Below are 20,238 nucleotides of genomic sequence, written 5' to 3'. Positions count from 1 at the left end.
TTATTTAATTCGAGTTGTCTTTCCATCCACATACAGACCTGTCATTTCCGTCTCCGTATAGAAGCTTCCATCAAAACTTACTTCCGTTACCGTTTCCTGGAAAGAATCCGTACTGCGGATAACATCCCCCTCATACACCAATCCCTGGAAATCAATATAGGAAGTATCTTCTGAATCACAAAATTCATCTGATGCCTCTTTTTCTGGATTTCTTTCATAAAACATTTTTTTATAGCCGGTATTTTCATCATCTTCAATTACCGAAATATTATAAATATCCTGTTCTTCTAACCACTCTCCCAGATCAATCGCAGTGAATGACCCGTCATCTTTTACTTTCGTAACGATCTTTTTGCAATTTAATTGATCATAGTCAATAAAAATATCGTTTTTGCATACGCGGTAAGTACCATTCTCGATGCTCTTAGCTTCTGCCGAAACTGCTAAAAAGCAGCTCATCAATAATGCCGAAAAAACCATCATTGTTCCTTTTTTCATCGTTTTGTTTCTCCTTGTCTTGTATTTCGAAAGAAAATTTTCCTGCTCATACTATATATCGTAAAAAATCCCGGGTGATAACAAAAAAATTAGAATTTCTTTTGTCATTTAAACTTGCAAAAAACCGGGACCCTTTCGAATCCCGGCTCTGCTTTACTCTCTTCTTTATTAATTATTTGATGGTATCTCAGAAAGCACTTCCGTAACCTTCTCAATCACTTCCACAATCCTCTGCATATCCATATTCTCTTTTACATCAGAACTGTCATTCACGTTCAATCCATCCTGCCAGTCCTGGACAATGGAAACTGCCGGGATATCCACCAAAGCAAATGGATAATGGTCACTGTTAGTTGCCATTGTCAGGTAGAATCTGTCACTGGATGTAAATAAATCTGACATGCTGTTTTTATTTAACTCGGCCAGTTTTTTCAGTCTCTCATCGTCATACTCTATATCATCTGGTCGTTTGTTTCCTTCGATCATCGCCATATAACCCAGATCACTTTTTTCTGCGATGGTATCAATATTTATTACTCCGATGATCTGCTTCCACTCGTCCTCAGACAGATTGCCAACATACCATCTTGAACCCAGCATATATTTTTCTTCGCCCGAAAACAGGATGAATTTTACATTATACGGCATCTCTGTATCTTTTAAAATTCTTGCCAGTTCAAGTACTGCTGCCACTCCGGAACCGTTATCATTGGCTCCTACCGAATCTTCTGCACTGTCATAATGGGCACTTATGATCAGATTTTTCGTCATATCAGTGAATGACTTTTTTGTCACAATAATATTTTCACCAGTGCCGTCAATAGTTGCATTTTCGGCCGTTGGTGCCAGAAATACATCTGCCTGTGAGGAACGCCGTATTGCATTCTCATTATTTTCATCATTATATTCAAACTTCTGACATTCTATCTCGTCATATCCCAAATCACCCCAATATTGGATGATGTATTCCTTTACATTCTGGATCGCATCAGAATTTATTGGATGCGGTTCAGACGTAATCTCATCAATGATCTGCTCAATGTTCTGTTCCGAAGGCTGCATTTCCACGTCAGACTGTGTAACACTTTCTGCCATTGCCTGGATTGGTGTTGCTACGGATATAGCCATAATTAAGGCAAATATGATCATCTTTTTCATCTGTTCACTCCTTCCCTGATTAATCGTTTACCTCTCTATTTTCTCATTGGCATATTTCAGTAATTCATTGTCCAAACTGTCAACTTCCAGATAAAAAATATCCTCTTTAAGCAGCGTTGCAGTTTCATAAATGCAGGCAGTTTCCATATCCACACAGTTCAATTTAATTTTTTTATTGTCATATGTCTCTACATAACCGGTAAGCAATTCGTCCGGTTTGGAACTGCAGAAAACAGTAATTATCTTCTTATTCTCCATCGCATATGCCAATAGCCCAGACAATGCAGGATGCTTCTTAAATGGGTTAGTTAAAGGTGCATCCTCCTGTTCTCTCCAGTATGCTAAATATAACTGCATTTTTCTTAAATACTGTGTGTTTGATTTTATTTCGCTGATATGACTGCTTTTTATAAAATGTAACCCATCGTTCTTTCCCTGCGCATCATAAGATCTGAAAAGAATACTATCCCTGTTTTTGGACAGAATTTTACCGACACAGAAAGTTTCTTCACTGCCACTATAAATTTCTAACAATTCATCCTTGATTTTGTATGTATCAAAATTCATGCTCTTACCTCTTGTTGAAAGTTCTTATTTCTTTTTATTCTTCTTAGCATATACCAGCAGCAGTATAAAGAAGCAAAGGTTCAACAGCCCTCCAATTATTTCAAAGATACTTCCTGCAACCGGATGATAATATCCCAGGACTACTCCACTGAATATTAACAATTCCCCTGCCACGATTAATGCAATCAATTTTTTCTTCATTTCTCAGTTCCTCCTTACTTTCATCTGATATTGATCCGTATCTTCTCTCCAACAGCTTTCCATGCAGAATCATCTGAAGCATCATAGACTTTGCCTTCCTCCTCGGCATAAGTATCATCATCTAAATCATACGTTTCAGTAACACTGCTTTCCATTATATCATCACATTTCAGATAAAACTGTAATTCCAGATATTCACTCTCAGGATCAGGAATTTCCGGTCTTTCATCATCTCCTGCACTTCCATAAGTTCTCCAGAAATCTGTCTTAAATTTCCAGATCCGATTGATGGCGCCTGTTTCTGCATCGTCTCTCAGTTCATACCGCACTTTGTTTCCTTTACTGTCCGTTCCACGCAGCTCAACATCATACTTCTGAAACAGTTTTTCCGGCACATCTGCTGAGATACTGCTTTGTAACTTGTTCAGGAAAATATCTTTCAGTGTTACCGTGCCTTCTTCCGTCTGAACAGAAATATTTTCCAGTTTTTTATTCGTTGTCTGCTTCAGGATTTTTTCTCGCGAAATATTGAAATCAAATGTAAATTCTGCTACAGATTTCTCCCAGTCATCATAGTCATACGCATTGAGTACAAAATGTACTTCTGGATTTTCTCCGAGATCTGTCGGTGCATGAAAGCGATACTCCTGTACACGGTCATATTCCTCTTCATCTCTGTCGGCATCTGCGTCTAATAAATCATCCACAGAATAAGGAGAATATTCCGCATTCATATATTCATCAAGCTTCTGTCCGTTTATTGTTGTTTTGTCCATATCAAGTGTAATTCCCGTATTCTTAAAAGATGAAATATCTACAGATTTTTCCTGCTGATTTTCTTCAGGAGCATCAATTTCTGCATGCACTCTGAACAGCAAAACACCTTCATCCAGAACAACTTCTTTTAAGTTCACAGTGATTCCCTGATCGCTCCTGGATATGTTCAAATCCTCCGTGTAGGACTCAATTTCCTTCTGAAATCCCAGAGTTTCTCCTATGGATAAAGCAAGACTTTTAATCGCAGCCTGCACTTTCGGGTTCGATAGGACAGTGGAAATCAGTGCCAGGATCACGCAGGCAACTGCCAGTTTACTCCAGAATGATGGCGCCCAGGCTTTTTTCTTCCCTTTCCATTCTCCCTCTGCTTCGCTGATATATTTCGGATCAATATTGCCAAATTCTTTTGAAAAATCGAATTTTTTCATAAGTGTTTTCCTTCCTTTTTTAAGACCTTCAACAGCTTCTTTCTGCTCCGGTACAGATTCATTTTCACACTTCCGACGGACACCGCATGCCTCTTGGCAATCGCCGCAACAGAATCAAAAAACCAGTATCTTCTCACGAAAATATCTCTGTCCTCTGCATTCATTTTTCCAAGAAAATCATTGATAATTTCCAACAGTTCTTTTTCTGCCAGCTGATCTTCAATGGTATAGGTAACACTCAGCTGATCCATTTCACCCAAAACGTCTGCCATATGTACATCCGGGCGCCTGTCAGCATATTTTTTGCGCAGGCGGTCAATGCTTAAATTTCTCGTGATCCTGCCACAAAAATGTGATAATACAGAAGGCTTCTTCGGCGGGATCAGCGACCAGACCGAAAACCAGGTATCATTCAGGCATTCTTCCGAATCTTCTTTATTTGTAAGCAGATTCCAGGCAATCTTATAGCAGTAAGGATGATACTTGTCGCTCAATGCTTCAATCGCATGCTCATCCCTTAGCTCAAACAAAGATATGATTTCATTGTCTTTCATTTACGGGTTGTCCTCCTCGTTTTTCTACTCATACTATATATCGTAAAAAAGCCTGAATGGTAACAAAAAAATTCAAATTTCTTTATAAAATCAGAAAAAGTCCATCACCTGAGGTCATTGCTCCCCAGATAAAGAACTCTTTCTATTAATGCTTCGTCAAACGAATGCTATTATTTTACCTTTTTCCGAAATGCAAAATATTTTACTGCAAACTGTAGGAAAGTAATAATGTATATAATCACTAATACAATAAATACCGGCAACCAACCCCGTTCACTATGGTCTGTCGCAGATATATAAAGCTGCCAGATCAGACTGCAAAGAATTACGATCAACGGAATTACTCTTCCTATAAAAATCCGATTCATCATATCCAGGCGGGAGATGTCGTCACAGAATATTTCTTCTTCCTGCTGCATCTTATCTGCCGGCTTGCGGAAATAATTATAGCCATCAAACTCTGTCAGGTATTCCCAGCCGCAATCCTCAAACATCCGCACATATTCCATCTGGTGTTTGATTCCTTCTTTATTGTAATCCAACTGGTAAATCACTTTCTCAGGCTCACACCGCTCAAATGTATACACACCAGGGAAAGTCATTCTCTTGAATTTCCAGCCTTCCTGGTGTCTTTTACTCAGGTAATTTTCTTCTTTTTCGTACTCCATGATGTTAAACCAGCGAAATTCTTTTTTGAGTTCTTTCATTTCGTTACCTCCTGTGCATTCCGATACAACCTGCGGATTCTCTTCAGTTCAAGCTCCAGAACTTCTGTGCCAAGTTCTGTGATCTCATAAATCTTCCTCTTGTCTTCCTCCCGAATAAAATGAATCAGACCATCCTTCTCCAGCTTCGAAAGGCTTCCATACATGGTTCCCGGACCGAGCACCACTTCATTATCTGTCAGCTCTTTTACCTTTTGTACAATCCCGTACCCATGATTCGGGGTACGAAGACATAACAATATGTAAAAGCTTGTCTCCGTCATAGGAACGTAAACTTTTTTTATATGTGCATCCATAAGCGTTGTCCTTTCAGTGCGATATATCGTACTTCGATAGTTATGTTATATCGCACTATGATATATTTGTCAACACTTTTTGTTAGCCCTATTCCTAAAACCGTTGATTAAAAGCATATCCCCTGAAAATAAATTTATCGCATCCACGGCAGCAGTTCCTCATTCTCCTGCCCTTTGTCAGATACGTCGGGTTTGTCTGTAAAATTTCCCGCACCCATGTCATGATTTACCTGCGCCGTGTAATAGCAGTCAATTGTGTCAACTGCACGAAGCATGCATACCAGCAAATAGTTATAGATATTTGAAATATCCGGGCGCCACTTACGTAATTGCTCAACGACATAGATGATATGGTCCTTAGTGATCAACGACAGTTTATCCTTCACATAAGCATATGAATACTCGACGCCATTGATTCTAACAGGCTTACCTGGCCAACAAAACAGCTTTGCAATTATAGCTACCATCGCATTAATGTACGCTACTTCATTCTTCTGACATTCTTTGACAGCATACTCATATTCGATTTGCTGCTTGACCAATTGTTCATAGCGGGTATATGTATCATCATCCTCTGTCAGGGCAGAGCTCTTGACAGAGTGATGATTACTATTATCCTGATTACTTTTGTCCGTTTTAATATTATAAGTCTTAATATTATCATTATTAGTTGTGTCTGTTTTTCCGATTTCCTGACATCTGTTTTTACTACACTGCGTGATATGAATTTCCGAGTTCATGACCTCTGTTTTTCCCCCTCCTGAAGTCGATTAAATCGATCTCCGGAAGTCGCATTTTCCGATGCAGCAGATTCCTTTTTGTCTACATGATCTTTCCGTACCACAATATCTTTCACGTAAATTTTGTCTGGCTTACAAAGGCCTCTACGTACCCTTTCAATCAATCCAATACCATTCTCGCTATCCAACTCTGCCAGTAACTTCGATGCCTTGTCTTTTCCGCATTTTAAAATTTCACATACCTGTTTTACAGTATAAATGATATACACTCTCCCATCCGGATCTATCCATTTATTTTTGCTGGACAAAGAAACGCGATCCAGCATAAAGCTGTACAGATATTTTGCATCTGTCGATAGATCTTCAAAGACACTGCTTTCAAACAGGATTTTAGGGATACGATAATAGATATTTGGTTCTGTTTTATCTGATTTAATAAATTCAAAACTGATATTTTCTTTCATTGCGATATCGGCTCCTTTGTTTGTTTCTTTAAATATGTGATTTCTGGAAACCGGATAGCAAAAATAAGTCCTAAAAATACAAAAAGGCCATATTTTGCCTGATTTTGCAAAATATAGCCTGATTTAAAATTTATGATTAATTATTCTTTGATGGATCTGCCGTTACTCCAAAATCCACTTTCGCAGAATCAGCAGAAAGCGCCTTGGCATTTCCTTTCTGAAGTTTTGTATCGTATTCTGCCAGTTCTGTGACTGCCTTTTTAATTGCGGCATCTGCAACTTCAATATAGTCAGAAAGAATTGCAGCACATTTGACAATTTCCTGGCTCTCAAAGTCATACTGAAGAGCATTCTTTGCGTGCTTTGTCTTTTCACATGCTTTAGTAGAAATCTGTGTGGCAAGATATCTCATCTTGTCGATCTGGATGGTCGTTTCATCCAGTTCCGTAATTAAAAGATCAAGTTCCATATGATCGACTCCTTTTTCACATAATCAACTGTCAGATTTTTTTCTCCGACAGCAGTTAATAAGTTGCCAGGAGTGTTCCTACGGTGCTATAATCAGATTTAGCTGCAGGGCAACTCCTGTGGCAAACCCAATAAACCAGTTCACTATCTTGTCAGGGCAGTTGGACTGGTTTTTAATTTTTCGGCAAATGCACATCTAATACACGTCTTATTGCTTCAGCTTTGGTAATATTATTATCATCTGCATATTTAAGCAATCGATCATAGAGCTTATCATCTACTCTCACTTTCAGATCATGATTTTTCAACGCATCTGTCGGTCTGCCAGTGCGTGGACTCAATTTAATTTCACCTCCCAACTTTTGAGTTCCATAAATACATTATATACTTTTGAGTTCCGAATTCCAACTAAATTTACTACAAAATTATACAATTAGAAAGCATCTTCCTTTTTCAGACACCCTGCATCTTAAAATCACATATTAAAGATAAAAAGGTGATGAACTATGCAGACTGAAGTAAAAAAATCAAGACTGGAAAATCTCTTTATCGATGATACAATTGATGAGAAAACGGTAGCGGATATTGAAAAAATGCTAACCAGAAAAAAAGTAGAAAACTTCACAAATACGCATTCTTATACAACAAGAAAAGAGATGCCTGGTACACTGCAAACCCGCAGGATTATAACAAGCGTATTCAGCGGAAAACTTACGGTGAATTGTTGGATGCATTAAAACCATACTATCTAGAATCCACTTCCACTTGCCTGCAGGATATTTTTGAGGAATGGCTCGCCTACAAAAGAACTATCACAGACAGCCCTAACACTATCTGTGCCCACAGAAAACACTGGAAAAGATTTTTTGACGGAACTGATTTCTTTCAGATTCCCTTACAGGAAATAAAGGTCTCAGATATCAATTCCTGGGCCAATCAGCTGATCAAAAAATATAATTTATCCAGCCACACCTGGCAGACGATAAAAACTATTCCCAAGCAGATGTTTGAGTATGCCAAAGATCACGGATATATTGCCCGTAATCCATTTCCAGAACTCAAGGTAACCGTTAAATTCCGTCAGGTGTCCAAGCCAACCAATGAAACTCAGGTTTACAACACCGACGAATATCATAAAATCATTGAGGATCTCTGGAAATCGTACAACAAGAAACATCAGCCACGCTTTTTGTCCATCGTTTGCAATTTCCTGATGGGATTACGTGCCGGAGAATTGTGCGCCCTCCGCTGGCGAGATCTGAACATGGACAAGTGGGAAATATCGATTGTACAGGAAATGGTACATATGGATGCCACTGAACTGAATAATCCTTATTATGATGTGTATAAGGCTTCCGGACAGATTGTTATTCTTCCTGGTCAGGAAGGCCGAAAAGGTGTGTATGTATTGCTTGATCATACCAAGACTCATACAGAGCGTGTCATTCCTGTTGTCCATAAAGCTCAGGAGATTTTCAAATTATTAAAAGCCAATGCTCCTGATATCAGACCTGATGACTTCATCTTCGGATATGGAAGCAAATACCTGAATCTGCGTTCAATTAACAGTATGCTGGAATATGCCTGCAAACACATCAGTACAGATGTAAAGCGCAGCCACAAACTGAGAAAGACTTACGCAAGTCGCCTGAACGCAGCTGGTCTTCCTCTTAATCAAATTCGTGCCTGCCTTGGTCACAGCAACACCACAACAACATTAGGGTATATCTATAATCCACTGAAGTCTGAGTATCATGGAAAAGGCATTTGCCAGCTGATTTCACCCAAATTTTCCTTGTCACAGGAAGTCACAGGTTCGAGCTCAAATCAACAAGCACAAAAAAAGCCGGAAACCATTGATTTTTCAAGGTTTCCAGCCTTTCGACATAGCGTGCGTTAGAGGATTCGAACCCCCGACCTTTTGGTCCGTAGCCAAACGCTCTATCCAGCTGAGCTAAACGCACATCCTTGTGAAGTTCTTATCGCGTGTCCCTCACAACAATGAGTATTCTACTCTATACCAGAGCATTTGTCAACACTTTTTTTGATTTTTTTTATTTTTTTCTTTTGATTGATAAAATTGACTATTTTGCAACAACTTAATTTCGTCTCAGCGCCTCGATCGGACTGAGTTTCGCAGCTTTTCTTGCAGGATAGATTCCGAAAAATACTCCCACTGCACAGGAGAACAACGTTGCCGCCATGATCGTACTCAGGCTGATTCCCGGTGTAATGGTCATTTCCATACTGCTGCTTATGATAGAACAGATCGCATACCCTCCAATCACGCCAAGAACAATTCCGATCAGACCACCCATGGCCGTCAGGATTGCTGCTTCTGCCAGAAACTGAAGCATAATTGATGAGGTCTTTGCCCCCAGAGACTTACGGATACCAATCTCCCTGGTACGTTCAGTCACAGACACCAGCATGATATTCATAACCCCGATACCACCAACCAGCAGCGAAATTCCAGCCACAAAGGAAATAAACGCAGTTACCATATCCAGCATCTGGTTCATGGAACTCATAATATCCTGGAAGCTCTGTACCTGGAAATAATCTTCTCCAGCGCACTGATGTCTCTTCTCCAACAGGTTCACCACTTTATCTGCGATACTCTGACTGTCCAGACTCTTGTCTGCCTGTATCGTCATAGAGAAGAAATAATCTGATGTCCCGGTAAACTCATTCATTGTCGTATAAGGCACATTCACAGTCACCGGCATCCCGTCATAGGTATAACTTACAAAAGTCCCATTCTCTTTCTGCGTAGTCACACCACAGATCCGCAGACTCTTCGTCAGCCCATAACAGTTCACATCCAGACTCATTCCCACAACATCATCGGTACCAAAAAGTCTCTTCGCGTCTGAATCAGAAATCACGCAAACATTCTTTCCTTCCTGCACTTCTTTCTCTCCAAAATAAACTCCATGCTTCATTGTTGCATTGCTGACCAGCTTCGCATCCGGTCCCTCTCCGGTAACCATAAGAGTGAAATTTCCCTTACCGGTAGCAGTCTCGCCATCATAGGAATCCGAAACATTCACACCTTCAATTCCGTCCAGTTCCCGGATCGCCTCTATATCATCCGCAGTGATCCATTCTTCCGCAGTCTGCGCATCACTGCTCACACTGATCGCGATCTGTCCGCCGCCGATATCATCGATCTCGCTGTTCATCTGGTTCTTCGTTCCCTCACCGATCGAAACAATGGCGATCACAGAAGCAATACCTATAATAATACCAAGCATAGTCAGAAAAGACCGGCCCTTATTTGCCATAATATTATGGACTGCCATCTTGATATATTCATACAGATTACTCATCAGCATCCTCTCCTGTCTGTTCCTGTGGCTCTGCCTGAACTGCCATGCCTTCTGTATAATCGCCCAGATCGGAAATTACTTCTTCACCGGCTTCAATCCCGTCTGTGATTTCTATATAATCTTCTGAACTGATCCCGGTGGTAATGTTTCTTCTGGTTACCAATCCATTCTCGATCACATAGCAGAAAGAACCATCTTTACCAATGTTGACCACTTCCACAGGAAGAGTCACAACATCTTTCGCAGATGCTGCATGAATCTTCACCTTTGCATCTACCCCCAGGAAAATATCATCATCCGGATCATCAATACTCACTGTAGCCGAGATCACCGGAGTCCCTTTTTCATTCTGCACAGCAATATGGCTCATTCTGGTCACAGTACCCTCATAAGTATTACCTCCCAGAGTAATTTCCGCCTTCTGTCCTTCCTTCACTGTATCATAATCATACTTGGAAAGAGTTACATCCACACTTGCCTTATCTGTATTCTGAATGGTAAAAAGCTCCATTCCCTGGGTAACTGCTTCCCCGTTTTTCAGGTCAGCTTTGGATACGATCCCGTTGAATTCAGCAGTGATACCCTTCTTTCCTTCTTCCACAAGCTCCTTCGCGGATTTGGCATCCAGCTCAGAAAGATTATCTGCTACCTTCAGTTTCTTCCGCTCTTCTTTCGTAAGGCTGGTGGAATCCGCCTCCGCAATAGCTTTCTCAGATGCCAGGTCAGACTGAAGTTCTGCCAGCTCATCACTGGCTGCCTCCATCGCACTCTCCAGTGCTGAAGTATCTGCAGTCACAGTTTCACTGCTGCCACTATACGAGGTATCTGTCTCCACCTCTTCTTCCGTATCCTCAACATCCGTGCCATCTGAAAATCCCAGATCACTTCCTGTATTATCTGTGGAAAAATCCGCCAGGTTTGGCATCGCCGGAGTCTGCTGCTTATAATCCTCATATGCCTCCTTCGCCTGATCCCTGCTAATCTGCGCCTGGTTTCTGTTCTCTTCTGCAGTACTCAGCTCCTGGGTATTTTCTTCTGAAGGATCTGCCTGCCATGCTGCAAATGCCATCTGATAAGCAGTATCTGCCTGATTATACGCCGTCTGTGCCTGGGTATATGCAGAATTCAGTTCAGACAGCTTCTGCTGATACTGAGGCAGAGTTTCTTTCTGATATGTATAAAGTGCTGCATGATATTTGTTCTGGATCTCCTGCTGCTTCTGGGCTTCTGCCTGAGCTTTCGCCTGTGCTGCTGCCTGCTGTGCCTGTGCCTCGGCCGCTGCCTGTGCTGCCGCCTGAGCCGCTGCTTCCTGCTGTGCACGGGTTGTTGCAGCAGAGATCTGAGACTTCAGGGAAGCCACATAAGCTTTCTTATCTTTTACCTTTTTCTCAAGTTCCTGAACCTTTTTCTTTGCATCTTTCTGCTTCTGATCCGCTTTATCGGATTTGTTTACAGTATCCTTTGTATCATACTTCGTTGACTTCAGATTCAGTTCAGCCTTCTGGTTATCCTTCTCCAGATCCTTTGTATCAAATTCGATCAGCTTTGTTCCCTTTTTCACCACATCACCCTGGGAAAAAGCTACCTTCTTAATCTGGGCATTTACAGGAGAATAATACGTTTTCTCTTCCTCACTTCCCACAGTTCCGGAAGCATCCACGATCTCTTCTACATCCCCGGTCTGTACAGTAACCACCGGCACCTGCGGGATCTGATCCTCACCGGACTTTCTTTGCGCTGCCACTGAAATTCCACCTGCAGCCACCAGAACCACAGCTGCCCCTATGATAATTTTCTTTTTTTTCTTCTTTTTCTTCATAATGATTTTCCTCCTGCTGTCTACGCATCCAGCTGATTTTTCACATATTTTTCTTTTCCGTAATTCTCATTAACGGTATCTGACTCAATTTTTCCATCCATGATCCTCACTACTCTTCTGGCCTGTGCTGCAATTCCATTATCATGGGTAATCAGTATGACTGTTTTTCCTTTTTCATGCATATCTTTCAGGATCTGCAGGATTTCCTTACTGGATGCTGAATCCAGATTTCCAGTCGGCTCATCTGCCAGGATCACAGGGGGCTGTGCTGCAATAGCCCTTGCTATGGCTACTCTCTGCTGCTGTCCTCCGGACATTTCGTTGGGCTTATGATCCATACGTTTCTCCAGTCCCACCATTGTCAGGGAATCCACAGCCAGCTTATGCCTGGTCTTTCTGTCCACCCCTCTGTACACCAGCGGAAGTTCCACATTCTCTATAGCTGTCAAATTGGAGATCAGGTTAAATCCCTGAAAAATAAATCCTATTTCCCGGTTTCTGACCTCCGATAGTTCATTATCTTCCATGGTAGATACATCTGTCCCATTCAGGAAATACTCTCCGGAAGTGGGAACATCCAGACATCCCAGCATATTCATAAATGTGGATTTCCCGGAACCGGACTGACCGATAATAGCTACGAATTCCCCTTTCTTGATCTCCAGATTTACATGATCCAGTGCCCTCACCTCATTTTCCCCGGGATTATAGATCTTACACAGGTCTTTTACCCTTATCAGCGCCTCTTCCATTTTCTTCCTCCATTTTCCGAAAAAAGGCAGGCCCCAGGTTTCCGAGGCACTGCCTTTTTACACGGAATCTATAAGTCTCTGTTTTCCATAACGAACCAGAACTGCGATTCCATTCATATTCTGTGAAATTTTTATCCAGATGTTTCCACGTCAGCCAGACTCAGGCATCCAGCAGAAATGCTTTATAAGCCTTCTTTGCTTCATAAACATCTGCCTTACTGGTAACCTCCCACGGTGCATGCATGCTCAGCACTGCTACTCCGCTGTCAATTACCTCCATGCCGTAAAGTGCGGCAATATATGCGATAGTTCCGCCGCCTCCTACATCTACTTTGCCAAGTTCAGCAGTCTGGAATGCGATCTCATGGCTGTCAAAAATATTTCTGACTCTTGCCACATACTCTGCGTTCGCATCATTGGAACTGGATTTGCCTCTGGCTCCTGTAAATTTATTCAGTACAATACCTCTTCCCAGATAAGCAGCATTCTTTTTCTCAAATGCTTCGCCATAAGATGGGTCATAGCCTGCACTCACATCAGAAGAAAGCATGCTGGAATTCTTCAGTGCTCTTCTCAGGGTAAGTTCACTGTAGCATCCCATTGCATCCAGAAGCTCTGCCACTGCATTCTCGAAGAACTGTGACTGCATTCCTGTTGCACCTACACTTCCGATTTCTTCTTTATCTACCAGCAGACAGCAGGAGGTGCGTTTCGGTGTTTCCATCTCCAGCATTGCAAGCAGGGAAGTATATGCACATACTCTGTCGTCCTGTCCATAAGCTGCAATCATGCTTCTGTCCAGTCCGCATTCTCTTGCTCTACCTGCCGGTACGATCTCCAGTTCTGCAGAGAGGAAATCTTCTTCTTCCATATCATATTTATCTTTCAGGATTTTCAGTACATTCTGTTTTACTGCTTCTTTTTTCTTATCATCCGGAATGTCTTTCAGCGGTCTGCTGCCGATGAGAATGTCAAGATTCTCTCCTTCGATGACCTCTGCTGCTTTTTTCTGCAGCTGTTTTCCTGCCAGATGAATCAGAAGGTCTGTAATATATACGATTGGATCATCCTCGTCCTCTCCGATATTTACTTCTGCTATGCTTCCGTCTTTCTTTACTACTACACCGTGGATCGCAAGGGGAAGAGTTACCCACTGATACTTCTTAACGCCGCCATAATAATGGGTATCCAGATAAGCCAGGTCTGTATCCTCGTACAGCGGATTCTGTTTGATATCCAGACGCGGGGAATCAATATGTGCTCCCAGAATGTTCATTCCATGGGAAATCTCCTCTTCTCCGATATGGAAAAGGGCAACGATCTTTTTCATTCCTACTGTATAAACCTTATCTCCGGCTTTCAGTCTGTCACCTCTAGCAACCTTCTCTTCCAGAGATTCATAGCCTGCTTCCTGCGCTTCTTTCACGATTTCAGTCACACACTCTCGCTCTGTTTTTCCCACATTAAGGAAATTACGGTATGCCTTTGCTACAGTTTCCAGTTCTTTTTCCTCTGCCTCTGTATAGGACAGCCATGCGTTTCTACGCTCCATCTTCTATTCCGCCTTTCTTTATAACTGCTGCCTGCTTCATACTGCCGGACAGACAATCCTGTGATTCATAGTATTGCTTTTTTTATTATAAAACATCCCGGAATATTTTTCCAGATATGACATGCAGTACGCTGGACAAACTTTCTCATTTCCGCTATAGTGAGCCTGTAAAAAACTTTTTCAGGAGGGATTTTCATGAAAACTTCAGAAGATCTGCGTCAGCAGCTTCATTCCATAAACAAAAAAAGCTATCCTGCATACAAAGGCCTGAAAGGTATGTACGGATTCGGCGATTATATTCTTTCTATTGATCATGTGCAGGGGGATCCCTTTGCATCTCCTTCGCATATCAGTGTTCGCATCTCTCATCAGTCAGCCGGTTTTCCCGCAGACTATTATAATACTCCCCTAACAAGGACTACGCTCTGTGATTATTTGACTCGCCGGTTCGCTGAACAGATTGATCACTACACCTTCCGGGCAAAGGGTTCCGGCAAGAGCGGCTTGATCTCAGTAAGCCACTGTGGTCAGGAAGTCCTGTCCAGAACCGCCTGTGAGATTGATGAAAAAGGCATTACCGCCCGTTTCTTCATTGGTTTTCCTGCCAACGGACGTACGATCAATTCCACAGAACTTGAGAAAATTCTTTTTGATTTTCTCCCTGTATGTGTAAAAAAAGCCTATTTCTATTCCAGTCAGAATAAACAGCAGCTTCTCGCCTGGATCCACACCGCACTGGATCAGGACTATATCCGCCAGGAACTTCGAAGACGGAATCTGGCTGCCTTTGTGGCAGACGGAGCGATCCTTCCCAGAGAAAGTGGGGTTTCTTCCCGCCCTATGAAAGATTCCATTCCTTTTACGTCCCCGGACAGCCTGCGGATCTCCATGGATCTGCCTTATAAAGGAAAGATCACAGGCATGGGAATTCCCCGTGGGATCACATTGATCGTAGGCGGTGGTTACCATGGCAAATCCACCCTTTTAAATGCTCTGGAACTGGGCGTCTACAATCACATCCCAGGCGATGGACGAGAATATGTGCTCACAGATGATACCGCTGTCAAGCTCCGTTCCGAAGACGGACGGTTCATTAAAGACATAGATATTTCCCTTTTTATCAATGACCTGCCCAATAAAAAGGATACCCATTGTTTCTCCACCCTGGACGCCAGCGGAAGTACTTCCCAGGCAGCCGGGATCGTAGAGAGCATAGAAGCAGGCAGCCGTCTTTTTCTTCTGGATGAAGATACCTCAGCCACCAATTTTATGGTTCGGGATGCTTTTATGCAGAGAGTGATCCTCCGTGAAAAAGAGCCCATCACACCTTTTCTGGAACGTGCCCGGGATCTGTACGAGAAAGCCGGGATCTCCACTGTTCTGGTTGCCGGAAGTTCCGGAGCCTTTTTCCACATTGCAGATACCATCATCCAGATGGACAATTACGTCCCCAGAGATATCACCGAAACTGCCAAAGCTTTATGTAGCCAGTATCCTCTGGCTGAGATTTCCGTGCCGGAATTCACCATGCCTCACAGCAGCCGCATTATGACCAAAGCAGTTTCAGCACCTGGCAGACAGCATCGCGGTCATGTCCGTCCGGAATCCAGTGACAGACCGGAACGTTTAAAGACCAAAGTGTCCGGTACAGATGGCTTTTCTCTTGGCAGACAGGAGATCGACCTGCGTTATACCGAACAGCTGATCGACGCAGAACAGACTGCTGCCCTGAGTCTTCTTCTGAAATATGCAGTGGAACATCTCATCGATGGAAAGCGTACCCTCTCTGAGATTGTCGAATTTCTCTACCAGAAACTGCTTCAGCACGGTCTTTCATTCTTCGCAGATGGCAGAGAAACCGCCTGCGGCTATGCAGTTCCCCGCCTTCAGGAAATCTATACCTGCTTTAACCGCTACAGACGTCCCTGAAACAATCTGCCGCCAGCAGCTTCTTCCAGATACACCGTAACATAAAATCACCGCCTGCCCGACGATCTTGTCGGTTAGGCGGTGATTCATTGTTCATTTTACATTTTTTAGGGAAAGGAAAGATTTTCTCTTAAGGTTTGTCGCTCCCTTAAGATGTAATTATCATATCGCACAAATGTGAGCGAAATTTGTCTAATTTCTAATAAAATTATAAAATTTATAAACAACGTATAACTTTTTACTTACCGCAAAATATATCCGCTGTCATATGGTACACTTTTTCAATAATCGGTTGCATCTGTGTTTTTATAAGGTATAATAAAACATATGTATTCCTGCATTCAGGCATACAATGTAAGATTAAGAAAGAGGAAAATAAATGTTCAGAAAAATAGATAAAACCAGCACTTTTAATGATGTACTGAAACAGATTATTGAAAAAATACAGACCGGCGAGCTGAAGCCGGGAGATGCACTCCCTGCCGAGCGTATTCTGGCAGAAGAATTCGGGATTTCCAGGCCTGCATTGAGAGAGGTATTAAAAGCCCTGTCCCTTCTGGGGATTACAGTCAGTGTTCATGGAGGTGCGAACTATATTGCTGCTGATCTGCGCAGCTGTCTCACAGAACCGTTGTCTATCCTGTTTCAGATGTATAACAGCAAGATCCAGGATACTCTTCAGCTTCGTGGGGCTCTGGAAAGCAAAGCTGCTTTTCTGGCCGCTTTAAACTGTACCCCTCTGGACGCAGCAGAGCTTCAGCTGATCATCGCACGTCTGGACAGCACCCAGGATGAAAGTATCCGCGGCGATCTGGATCGCGACCTTCATCTGAAAATTGCCCAGATTGCTGACAATCCTCTGATCCTCAGTGTTCTGAATGCATCCGCACAGCTCATCGAAAATATGATTACCGGAATCCGCTCCCATTTTATGCAAAAAAATGAAGATTCACCGGAAATCGACTCCCAGCACACTCAACTGGTAAATGCTATTATTAATAAAAATGCCCCTCTGGCAGAGAAGATCATGAATGAACACATGCACACCATTGAGCGCCTTCTCAATGAAATTACTGCTGTTCATACAAAATAATACTGCCTTTGCCAAAAAGATCCGCTATATGGAATACTCATCAGTCAAAGATTCTTCATTCATCTACTGTCTGACATGATTAAACCATCTTCCGGATCTTTTCTTCCAGATCAGGTATTTCTTCCAGATATACTTCTTTTATCAGCTTCACCCCTGCTCTGAATCCCTCTGCGAAATTCTCCTTAAGCTCTCCACATAAAATCTCAGTCTGCTTCTCCATCAGCATATCCAGCTCCTGGACCAGGTCCGCCGGCAACTTCTGGCGAAGGGTTCTGTACTTCTCATATATCGCTTTTTTCTCCTGGCTGGCTGTATCTGTTTCTGAATACTTCTGTATATAGTTCTCGTATATTTTCTCAATAACTGTCTCCATATTCCCTCCACAAGTAACACTTATATGTATTATAAGTTTGTGGTATATCAATGTCAACGCCGTGTAATTATAATTTACATTACAGGGAGGTATTATCATGACAGAAGATTTCATTATTATGCCAAAAAGTGCAGACAAAAAAGAAGATAAATCCATTACCATGACGATTCGCCTTGACCGCGAACTTCAGGAAGAATACGATGAGCTTGCTGCCAAAAGCGGACGCTCACGTAACGAATTAATGTGCAAAGCGCTCCGCTATGCTCTTGATAATTTGAAATTTGTAGATACTGAAGCCCGGCAGTAATCTCCGGCAATAAATTTTATAATAACCCCTGAACAAATGAATAATATTTCAGATATTTGATATAATAATGTTATAATTGACGAACTGATACTTTTAGTTGTACAATTATTCTAATAATAAAAGCAAATTATCTGACACTAACTATAATTCAGATATACAAAAGCAATTTGTTTTACCTGTGAATATTATTCTTTTATAAAGGAGGTTTTTTTATGCAACCATTATCACATTCCAGTCAGGGAAATACCTATACAATCAAATGGATGTTCGGATTACCAGAAGTTCTGAATACCATGCATAACATGGATATTCATGAAGGCAGTACGATTCAGGTACTTCAGAAATTCAGCGATTCTCTGATCATTTCCACTGCTGACAGAAGAGTTGTCCTGGGAAATGAAGTCGCTGACAGAATACAGGTTTAACTATCCGGCGGTATTGTCCGCAAATGCATAAAGGGTAAGGCAAAACCATCTATTTTTAATGGTTTTGCTTCACCCTTTAAAAATTTTCTGCTGATCTGTAATCTCAACATCCGCGGAAATTTCTTCTCTCCGACATATATTTCCATATCATATCCAGCAAAGTTTTTTCATCCAAAGGCTTAGATAAATGTTCATTCATCCCGACCTCTTTGCTGCGTTGTTTATCTTCTATAAAAGCATTGGCAGTCATTGCGAAAACGGGAATTTTTTTCGCATCCGGACGTTCCAGGCTCCGGATCTTCCTGGTTGTCTCCTGCGTATATTACAAACGCAAAAAAAGGATTGACACACTTTAAATGTATCAATCCCTAAATCATGCCGCAGACCGGAATCGAACCGGTACGGGAGTATAAGTCCCGCAGGATTTTAAGTCCTGTGCGTCTGCCAGTTCCGCCACTGCGGCATATGGAACCTATAGGGCTCGAACCTATGACCCTCTGCTTGTAAGGCAGATGCTCTCCCAGCTGAGCTAAGATTCCATGATTATAAAACAACTTACTGTCGCCAGCAAATTGCTAACGACCCAGAAGAGACTCGAACTCTCGACCTTCGCCGTGACAGGGCGACGCTCTAACCAACTGAGCCACTGGGCCAAAATAATAAAAATGGACCTTCGGGGACTCGAACCCAGGACCGACCGGTTATGAGCCGGTTGCTCTAACCAACTGAGCTAAAGGTCCAAAAAGCCGATGATCGGACTCGAACCGATAACCTGCTGATTACAAATCAGCTGCTCTGCCAATTGAGCCACATCGGCATATCACTTGTCAGAATCAAGCCACAGAAAATCTCATTTAACTATTTAATGACTCCAAGGGGATTTGAACCCCTGTTACCGCCGTGAAAGGGCGGTGTCTTAACCGCTTGACCATGGAGCCAAAGATTAAATTTTAAATACTCGTTTCCGAGAACTCCCCCTGTTGGACTCGAACCAACGACACTGCGGTTAACAGCCGCATGCTCTACCGACTGAGCTAAGGAGGAATAAAGGTTTGCACCTTCAAAACTACATACATGTTGACATTTCCTTGAGATTCATTACTTCCTGCGATTCTTGGTCAAGCCCTCACCCGATTAGTAACAGTCAGCTCCATGCATTACTGCACTTCCACCTCTGCCCTATCTACCTCGTCGTCTTCAAGGGGGTTTACTTCTTTCGAATGGGATATCTCATCTTAAGGGGGGCTTCACGCTTAGATGCCTTCAGCGTTTATCCCTTCCGGGCTTGGCTACTCGGCCGTAGACTTGGCAGTCTAACCGATGCACCAGCGGCCCGTCCATCCCGGTCCTCTCGTACTAAGGACAGCTCCTCTCAGATATCCTACGCCCACGCCGGATAGGGACCGAACTGTCTCACGACGTTCTGAACCCAGCTCGCGTACCGCTTTAATGGGCGAACAGCCCAACCCTTGGGACCTACTACAGCCCCAGGATGCGATGAGCCGACATCGAGGTGCCAAACCACTCCGTCGATGTGAACTCTTGGGAGTGATAAGCCTGTTATCCCCAGGGTAGCTTTTATCCGTTGAGCGATGGCATTCCCACTTAATACCACCGGATCACTAAGCCCTACTTTCGTACCTGCTCCACCCGTCGGTGTCGCAGTCAAGCTCCCTTCTGCCTTTGCACTCTTCGAATGGTTTCCGTCCATTCTGAGGGAACCTTTGGGCGCCTCCGATACCCTTTCGGAGGCGACCGCCCCAGTCAAACTCCCCGTCTG

General features: G+C 42.6%; 23 protein-coding genes, 8 tRNA genes and 1 rRNA gene (1 of these 32 only partly in view). 6 read left to right on the top strand and 26 right to left on the bottom strand.

The window, feature by feature from the left end; all coding sequences use genetic code 11:
• The 12 genes from R8695_RS01820 to R8695_RS01765 form a co-directional block, all read right to left on the bottom strand.
• Positions 1-498, bottom strand: a complete 498-nt coding sequence (locus R8695_RS01820; RefSeq protein WP_118512012.1) for a hypothetical protein — start codon at positions 496-498, stop codon at positions 1-3.
• Between the two features lie 168 nt (positions 499-666).
• The gene (locus R8695_RS01815; protein ID WP_154780450.1) at positions 667-1,656 is read right to left on the bottom strand and encodes a M28 family metallopeptidase; all 990 of its coding nucleotides are present in this window, start codon (positions 1,654-1,656) and stop codon (positions 667-669) included.
• A gap of 27 nt (positions 1,657-1,683) precedes the next feature.
• Entirely contained in the window at positions 1,684-2,223 is a 540-nt protein-coding gene (locus R8695_RS01810; RefSeq protein WP_117593428.1) for a hypothetical protein, read from the bottom strand.
• 24 nt (positions 2,224-2,247) lie between these two features.
• Complete coding sequence (locus R8695_RS01805; protein ID WP_154780451.1) at positions 2,248-2,424, bottom strand: hypothetical protein; 177 nt, start codon at positions 2,422-2,424, stop codon at positions 2,248-2,250.
• Between the two features lie 20 nt (positions 2,425-2,444).
• On the bottom strand, positions 2,445-3,629 hold the full coding sequence (locus tag R8695_RS01800) for a DUF4179 domain-containing protein (protein ID WP_154780452.1): 1,185 nt from the start codon (positions 3,627-3,629) through the stop codon (positions 2,445-2,447).
• Positions 3,626-4,183 (bottom strand): RNA polymerase sigma factor, encoded by a 558-nt coding sequence (locus R8695_RS01795; RefSeq protein ID WP_055066692.1) that lies wholly within the window; start codon positions 4,181-4,183, stop codon positions 3,626-3,628. The genes R8695_RS01800 and R8695_RS01795 overlap by 4 nt, the downstream gene beginning before the upstream one ends.
• A gap of 170 nt (positions 4,184-4,353) precedes the next feature.
• Positions 4,354-4,890, bottom strand: coding sequence for a DUF2812 domain-containing protein (locus tag R8695_RS01790; protein ID WP_154780453.1), 537 nt, complete (start codon positions 4,888-4,890; stop codon positions 4,354-4,356).
• Positions 4,887-5,204, bottom strand: coding sequence for a PadR family transcriptional regulator (locus R8695_RS01785; RefSeq protein WP_005424046.1), 318 nt, complete (start codon positions 5,202-5,204; stop codon positions 4,887-4,889). Before R8695_RS01785 ends, R8695_RS01790 begins: the two co-directional genes overlap by 4 nt.
• A 134-nt stretch (positions 5,205-5,338) precedes the next feature.
• Positions 5,339-5,944 carry a DUF6017 domain-containing protein gene (locus tag R8695_RS01780; protein ID WP_154780454.1) on the bottom strand — a complete coding sequence of 202 codons (606 nt, stop codon included), beginning with the start codon at positions 5,942-5,944 and terminating at the stop codon, positions 5,339-5,341.
• The gene (locus R8695_RS01775; protein ID WP_154780455.1) at positions 5,941-6,408 is read right to left on the bottom strand and encodes a replication initiator protein A; all 468 of its coding nucleotides are present in this window, start codon (positions 6,406-6,408) and stop codon (positions 5,941-5,943) included. Before R8695_RS01775 ends, R8695_RS01780 begins: the two co-directional genes overlap by 4 nt.
• A gap of 136 nt (positions 6,409-6,544) precedes the next feature.
• Positions 6,545-6,877, bottom strand: coding sequence for a hypothetical protein (locus R8695_RS01770; RefSeq protein WP_154780456.1), 333 nt, complete (start codon positions 6,875-6,877; stop codon positions 6,545-6,547).
• Positions 6,878-7,049: 172 nt separating this feature from the next.
• Positions 7,050-7,217 (bottom strand): ribbon-helix-helix protein, CopG family, encoded by a 168-nt coding sequence (locus tag R8695_RS01765; RefSeq protein ID WP_167515475.1) that lies wholly within the window; start codon positions 7,215-7,217, stop codon positions 7,050-7,052.
• A gap of 165 nt (positions 7,218-7,382) precedes the next feature.
• Here R8695_RS01765 and R8695_RS01760 point away from each other — a divergent pair, with 165 nt between their 5' ends.
• A complete protein-coding gene (locus R8695_RS01760; RefSeq protein WP_154780457.1) occupies positions 7,383-7,613 on the top strand; it encodes a hypothetical protein in 231 nt (76 codons plus the stop codon).
• Positions 7,614-7,879: 266 nt separating this feature from the next.
• Positions 7,880-8,776: a tyrosine-type recombinase/integrase gene (locus R8695_RS01755; RefSeq protein WP_154780458.1), complete on the top strand. Its 897-nt coding sequence runs from the start codon at positions 7,880-7,882 to the stop codon at positions 8,774-8,776.
• Here R8695_RS01755 and R8695_RS01750 read toward each other — a convergent pair.
• From R8695_RS01750 to R8695_RS01730, 5 genes are all read right to left on the bottom strand, one after another.
• Positions 8,767-8,840 (bottom strand) — tRNA-Arg (locus R8695_RS01750). The genes R8695_RS01755 and R8695_RS01750 overlap by 10 nt on opposite strands.
• A gap of 135 nt (positions 8,841-8,975) precedes the next feature.
• A complete protein-coding gene (locus tag R8695_RS01745; protein ID WP_118512038.1) occupies positions 8,976-10,208 on the bottom strand; it encodes an ABC transporter permease in 1,233 nt (410 codons plus the stop codon).
• Positions 10,201-12,027 (bottom strand): efflux RND transporter periplasmic adaptor subunit, encoded by a 1,827-nt coding sequence (locus R8695_RS01740; protein WP_154780459.1) that lies wholly within the window; start codon positions 12,025-12,027, stop codon positions 10,201-10,203. Before R8695_RS01740 ends, R8695_RS01745 begins: the two co-directional genes overlap by 8 nt.
• A gap of 20 nt (positions 12,028-12,047) precedes the next feature.
• Positions 12,048-12,779 (bottom strand): ABC transporter ATP-binding protein, encoded by a 732-nt coding sequence (locus tag R8695_RS01735; RefSeq protein ID WP_118512042.1) that lies wholly within the window; start codon positions 12,777-12,779, stop codon positions 12,048-12,050.
• Positions 12,780-12,939: 160 nt separating this feature from the next.
• Complete coding sequence (locus tag R8695_RS01730) at positions 12,940-14,331, bottom strand: aminopeptidase (RefSeq protein WP_118512044.1); 1,392 nt, start codon at positions 14,329-14,331, stop codon at positions 12,940-12,942.
• A gap of 195 nt (positions 14,332-14,526) precedes the next feature.
• Here R8695_RS01730 and R8695_RS01725 point away from each other — a divergent pair, with 195 nt between their 5' ends.
• Entirely contained in the window at positions 14,527-16,260 is a 1,734-nt protein-coding gene (locus R8695_RS01725) for an ABC-ATPase domain-containing protein (protein ID WP_118512046.1), read from the top strand.
• Positions 16,261-16,639: 379 nt separating this feature from the next.
• Positions 16,640-17,353 (top strand): FadR/GntR family transcriptional regulator, encoded by a 714-nt coding sequence (locus R8695_RS01720; protein ID WP_154780460.1) that lies wholly within the window; start codon positions 16,640-16,642, stop codon positions 17,351-17,353.
• A gap of 79 nt (positions 17,354-17,432) precedes the next feature.
• Here R8695_RS01720 and R8695_RS01715 read toward each other — a convergent pair whose 3' ends face one another.
• Complete coding sequence (locus tag R8695_RS01715; RefSeq protein WP_154780461.1) at positions 17,433-17,726, bottom strand: DUF6809 family protein; 294 nt, start codon at positions 17,724-17,726, stop codon at positions 17,433-17,435.
• Between the two features lie 97 nt (positions 17,727-17,823).
• Here R8695_RS01715 and R8695_RS01710 point away from each other — a divergent pair, with 97 nt between their 5' ends.
• A complete protein-coding gene (locus R8695_RS01710; protein ID WP_118512052.1) occupies positions 17,824-18,033 on the top strand; it encodes a ribbon-helix-helix domain-containing protein in 210 nt (69 codons plus the stop codon).
• 212 nt (positions 18,034-18,245) lie between these two features.
• Complete coding sequence (locus tag R8695_RS01705) at positions 18,246-18,458, top strand: FeoA family protein (protein WP_154780462.1); 213 nt, start codon at positions 18,246-18,248, stop codon at positions 18,456-18,458.
• A gap of 376 nt (positions 18,459-18,834) precedes the next feature.
• On the opposite strand, the gene R8695_RS01700 is transcribed toward R8695_RS01705, so the two are convergent.
• From R8695_RS01700 to R8695_RS01665, 8 genes are all read right to left on the bottom strand, one after another.
• A tRNA-Leu gene (locus tag R8695_RS01700) sits at positions 18,835-18,921 on the bottom strand.
• A gap of 3 nt (positions 18,922-18,924) precedes the next feature.
• Positions 18,925-18,997 (bottom strand) — tRNA-Val (locus tag R8695_RS01695).
• 40 nt (positions 18,998-19,037) lie between these two features.
• Positions 19,038-19,111: transfer RNA gene (locus R8695_RS01690), tRNA-Asp, on the bottom strand.
• Positions 19,112-19,124: 13 nt separating this feature from the next.
• Positions 19,125-19,198, bottom strand: a tRNA-Ile gene (locus tag R8695_RS01685).
• Positions 19,199-19,202: 4 nt separating this feature from the next.
• A tRNA-Thr gene (locus tag R8695_RS01680) sits at positions 19,203-19,275 on the bottom strand.
• Between the two features lie 49 nt (positions 19,276-19,324).
• Positions 19,325-19,396 (bottom strand) — tRNA-Glu (locus R8695_RS01675).
• Between the two features lie 33 nt (positions 19,397-19,429).
• Positions 19,430-19,502 (bottom strand) — tRNA-Asn (locus R8695_RS01670).
• 70 nt (positions 19,503-19,572) lie between these two features.
• A 23S ribosomal RNA gene (locus tag R8695_RS01665) occupies positions 19,573-20,238 on the bottom strand; it runs 2,218 nt beyond the window's last position.

It is taken from the genome of Blautia luti (assembly GCF_033096465.1).
In the GTDB taxonomy this organism is placed as follows: Bacteria; Bacillota; Clostridia; order Lachnospirales; family Lachnospiraceae; genus Blautia_A; species Blautia_A luti.
Note: the sequence above shows the minus strand (reverse complement) of the source record. Positions and strands in the feature narration are given on the sequence as shown.

Excerpts from the sequence above, each read along its gene's own strand:
- R8695_RS01745 (WP_118512038.1), bottom strand. The coding sequence starts at position 10,208 with ATGAGTAATCTGTATGAATATATCAAGATGGCAGTCCATAATATTATG.
- R8695_RS01780 (WP_154780454.1), bottom strand. The coding sequence starts at position 5,944 with ATGAACTCGGAAATTCATATCACGCAGTGTAGTAAAAACAGATGTCAG.
- R8695_RS01705 (WP_154780462.1), top strand. The coding sequence starts at position 18,246 with ATGCAACCATTATCACATTCCAGTCAGGGAAATACCTATACAATCAAA.
- R8695_RS01755 (WP_154780458.1), top strand. The coding sequence starts at position 7,880 with ATGTTTGAGTATGCCAAAGATCACGGATATATTGCCCGTAATCCATTT.
- R8695_RS01715 (WP_154780461.1), bottom strand. The coding sequence starts at position 17,726 with ATGGAGACAGTTATTGAGAAAATATACGAGAACTATATACAGAAGTAT.
- R8695_RS01800 (WP_154780452.1), bottom strand. The coding sequence starts at position 3,629 with ATGAAAAAATTCGATTTTTCAAAAGAATTTGGCAATATTGATCCGAAA.
- R8695_RS01790 (WP_154780453.1), bottom strand. The coding sequence starts at position 4,890 with ATGAAAGAACTCAAAAAAGAATTTCGCTGGTTTAACATCATGGAGTAC.
- R8695_RS01760 (WP_154780457.1), top strand. The coding sequence starts at position 7,383 with ATGCAGACTGAAGTAAAAAAATCAAGACTGGAAAATCTCTTTATCGAT.
- R8695_RS01775 (WP_154780455.1), bottom strand. The coding sequence starts at position 6,408 with ATGAAAGAAAATATCAGTTTTGAATTTATTAAATCAGATAAAACAGAA.
- R8695_RS01785 (WP_005424046.1), bottom strand. The coding sequence starts at position 5,204 with ATGGATGCACATATAAAAAAAGTTTACGTTCCTATGACGGAGACAAGC.
- R8695_RS01735 (WP_118512042.1), bottom strand. The coding sequence starts at position 12,779 with ATGGAAGAGGCGCTGATAAGGGTAAAAGACCTGTGTAAGATCTATAAT.
- R8695_RS01815 (WP_154780450.1), bottom strand. The coding sequence starts at position 1,656 with ATGAAAAAGATGATCATATTTGCCTTAATTATGGCTATATCCGTAGCA.
- R8695_RS01820 (WP_118512012.1), bottom strand. The coding sequence starts at position 498 with ATGAAAAAAGGAACAATGATGGTTTTTTCGGCATTATTGATGAGCTGC.
- R8695_RS01725 (WP_118512046.1), top strand. The coding sequence starts at position 14,527 with ATGAAAACTTCAGAAGATCTGCGTCAGCAGCTTCATTCCATAAACAAA.
- R8695_RS01730 (WP_118512044.1), bottom strand. The coding sequence starts at position 14,331 with ATGGAGCGTAGAAACGCATGGCTGTCCTATACAGAGGCAGAGGAAAAA.
- R8695_RS01810 (WP_117593428.1), bottom strand. The coding sequence starts at position 2,223 with ATGAATTTTGATACATACAAAATCAAGGATGAATTGTTAGAAATTTAT.
- R8695_RS01770 (WP_154780456.1), bottom strand. The coding sequence starts at position 6,877 with ATGGAACTTGATCTTTTAATTACGGAACTGGATGAAACGACCATCCAG.
- R8695_RS01795 (WP_055066692.1), bottom strand. The coding sequence starts at position 4,183 with ATGAAAGACAATGAAATCATATCTTTGTTTGAGCTAAGGGATGAGCAT.
- R8695_RS01710 (WP_118512052.1), top strand. The coding sequence starts at position 17,824 with ATGACAGAAGATTTCATTATTATGCCAAAAAGTGCAGACAAAAAAGAA.
- R8695_RS01720 (WP_154780460.1), top strand. The coding sequence starts at position 16,640 with ATGTTCAGAAAAATAGATAAAACCAGCACTTTTAATGATGTACTGAAA.
- R8695_RS01740 (WP_154780459.1), bottom strand. The coding sequence starts at position 12,027 with ATGAAGAAAAAGAAGAAAAAAAAGAAAATTATCATAGGGGCAGCTGTG.
- R8695_RS01805 (WP_154780451.1), bottom strand. The coding sequence starts at position 2,424 with ATGAAGAAAAAATTGATTGCATTAATCGTGGCAGGGGAATTGTTAATA.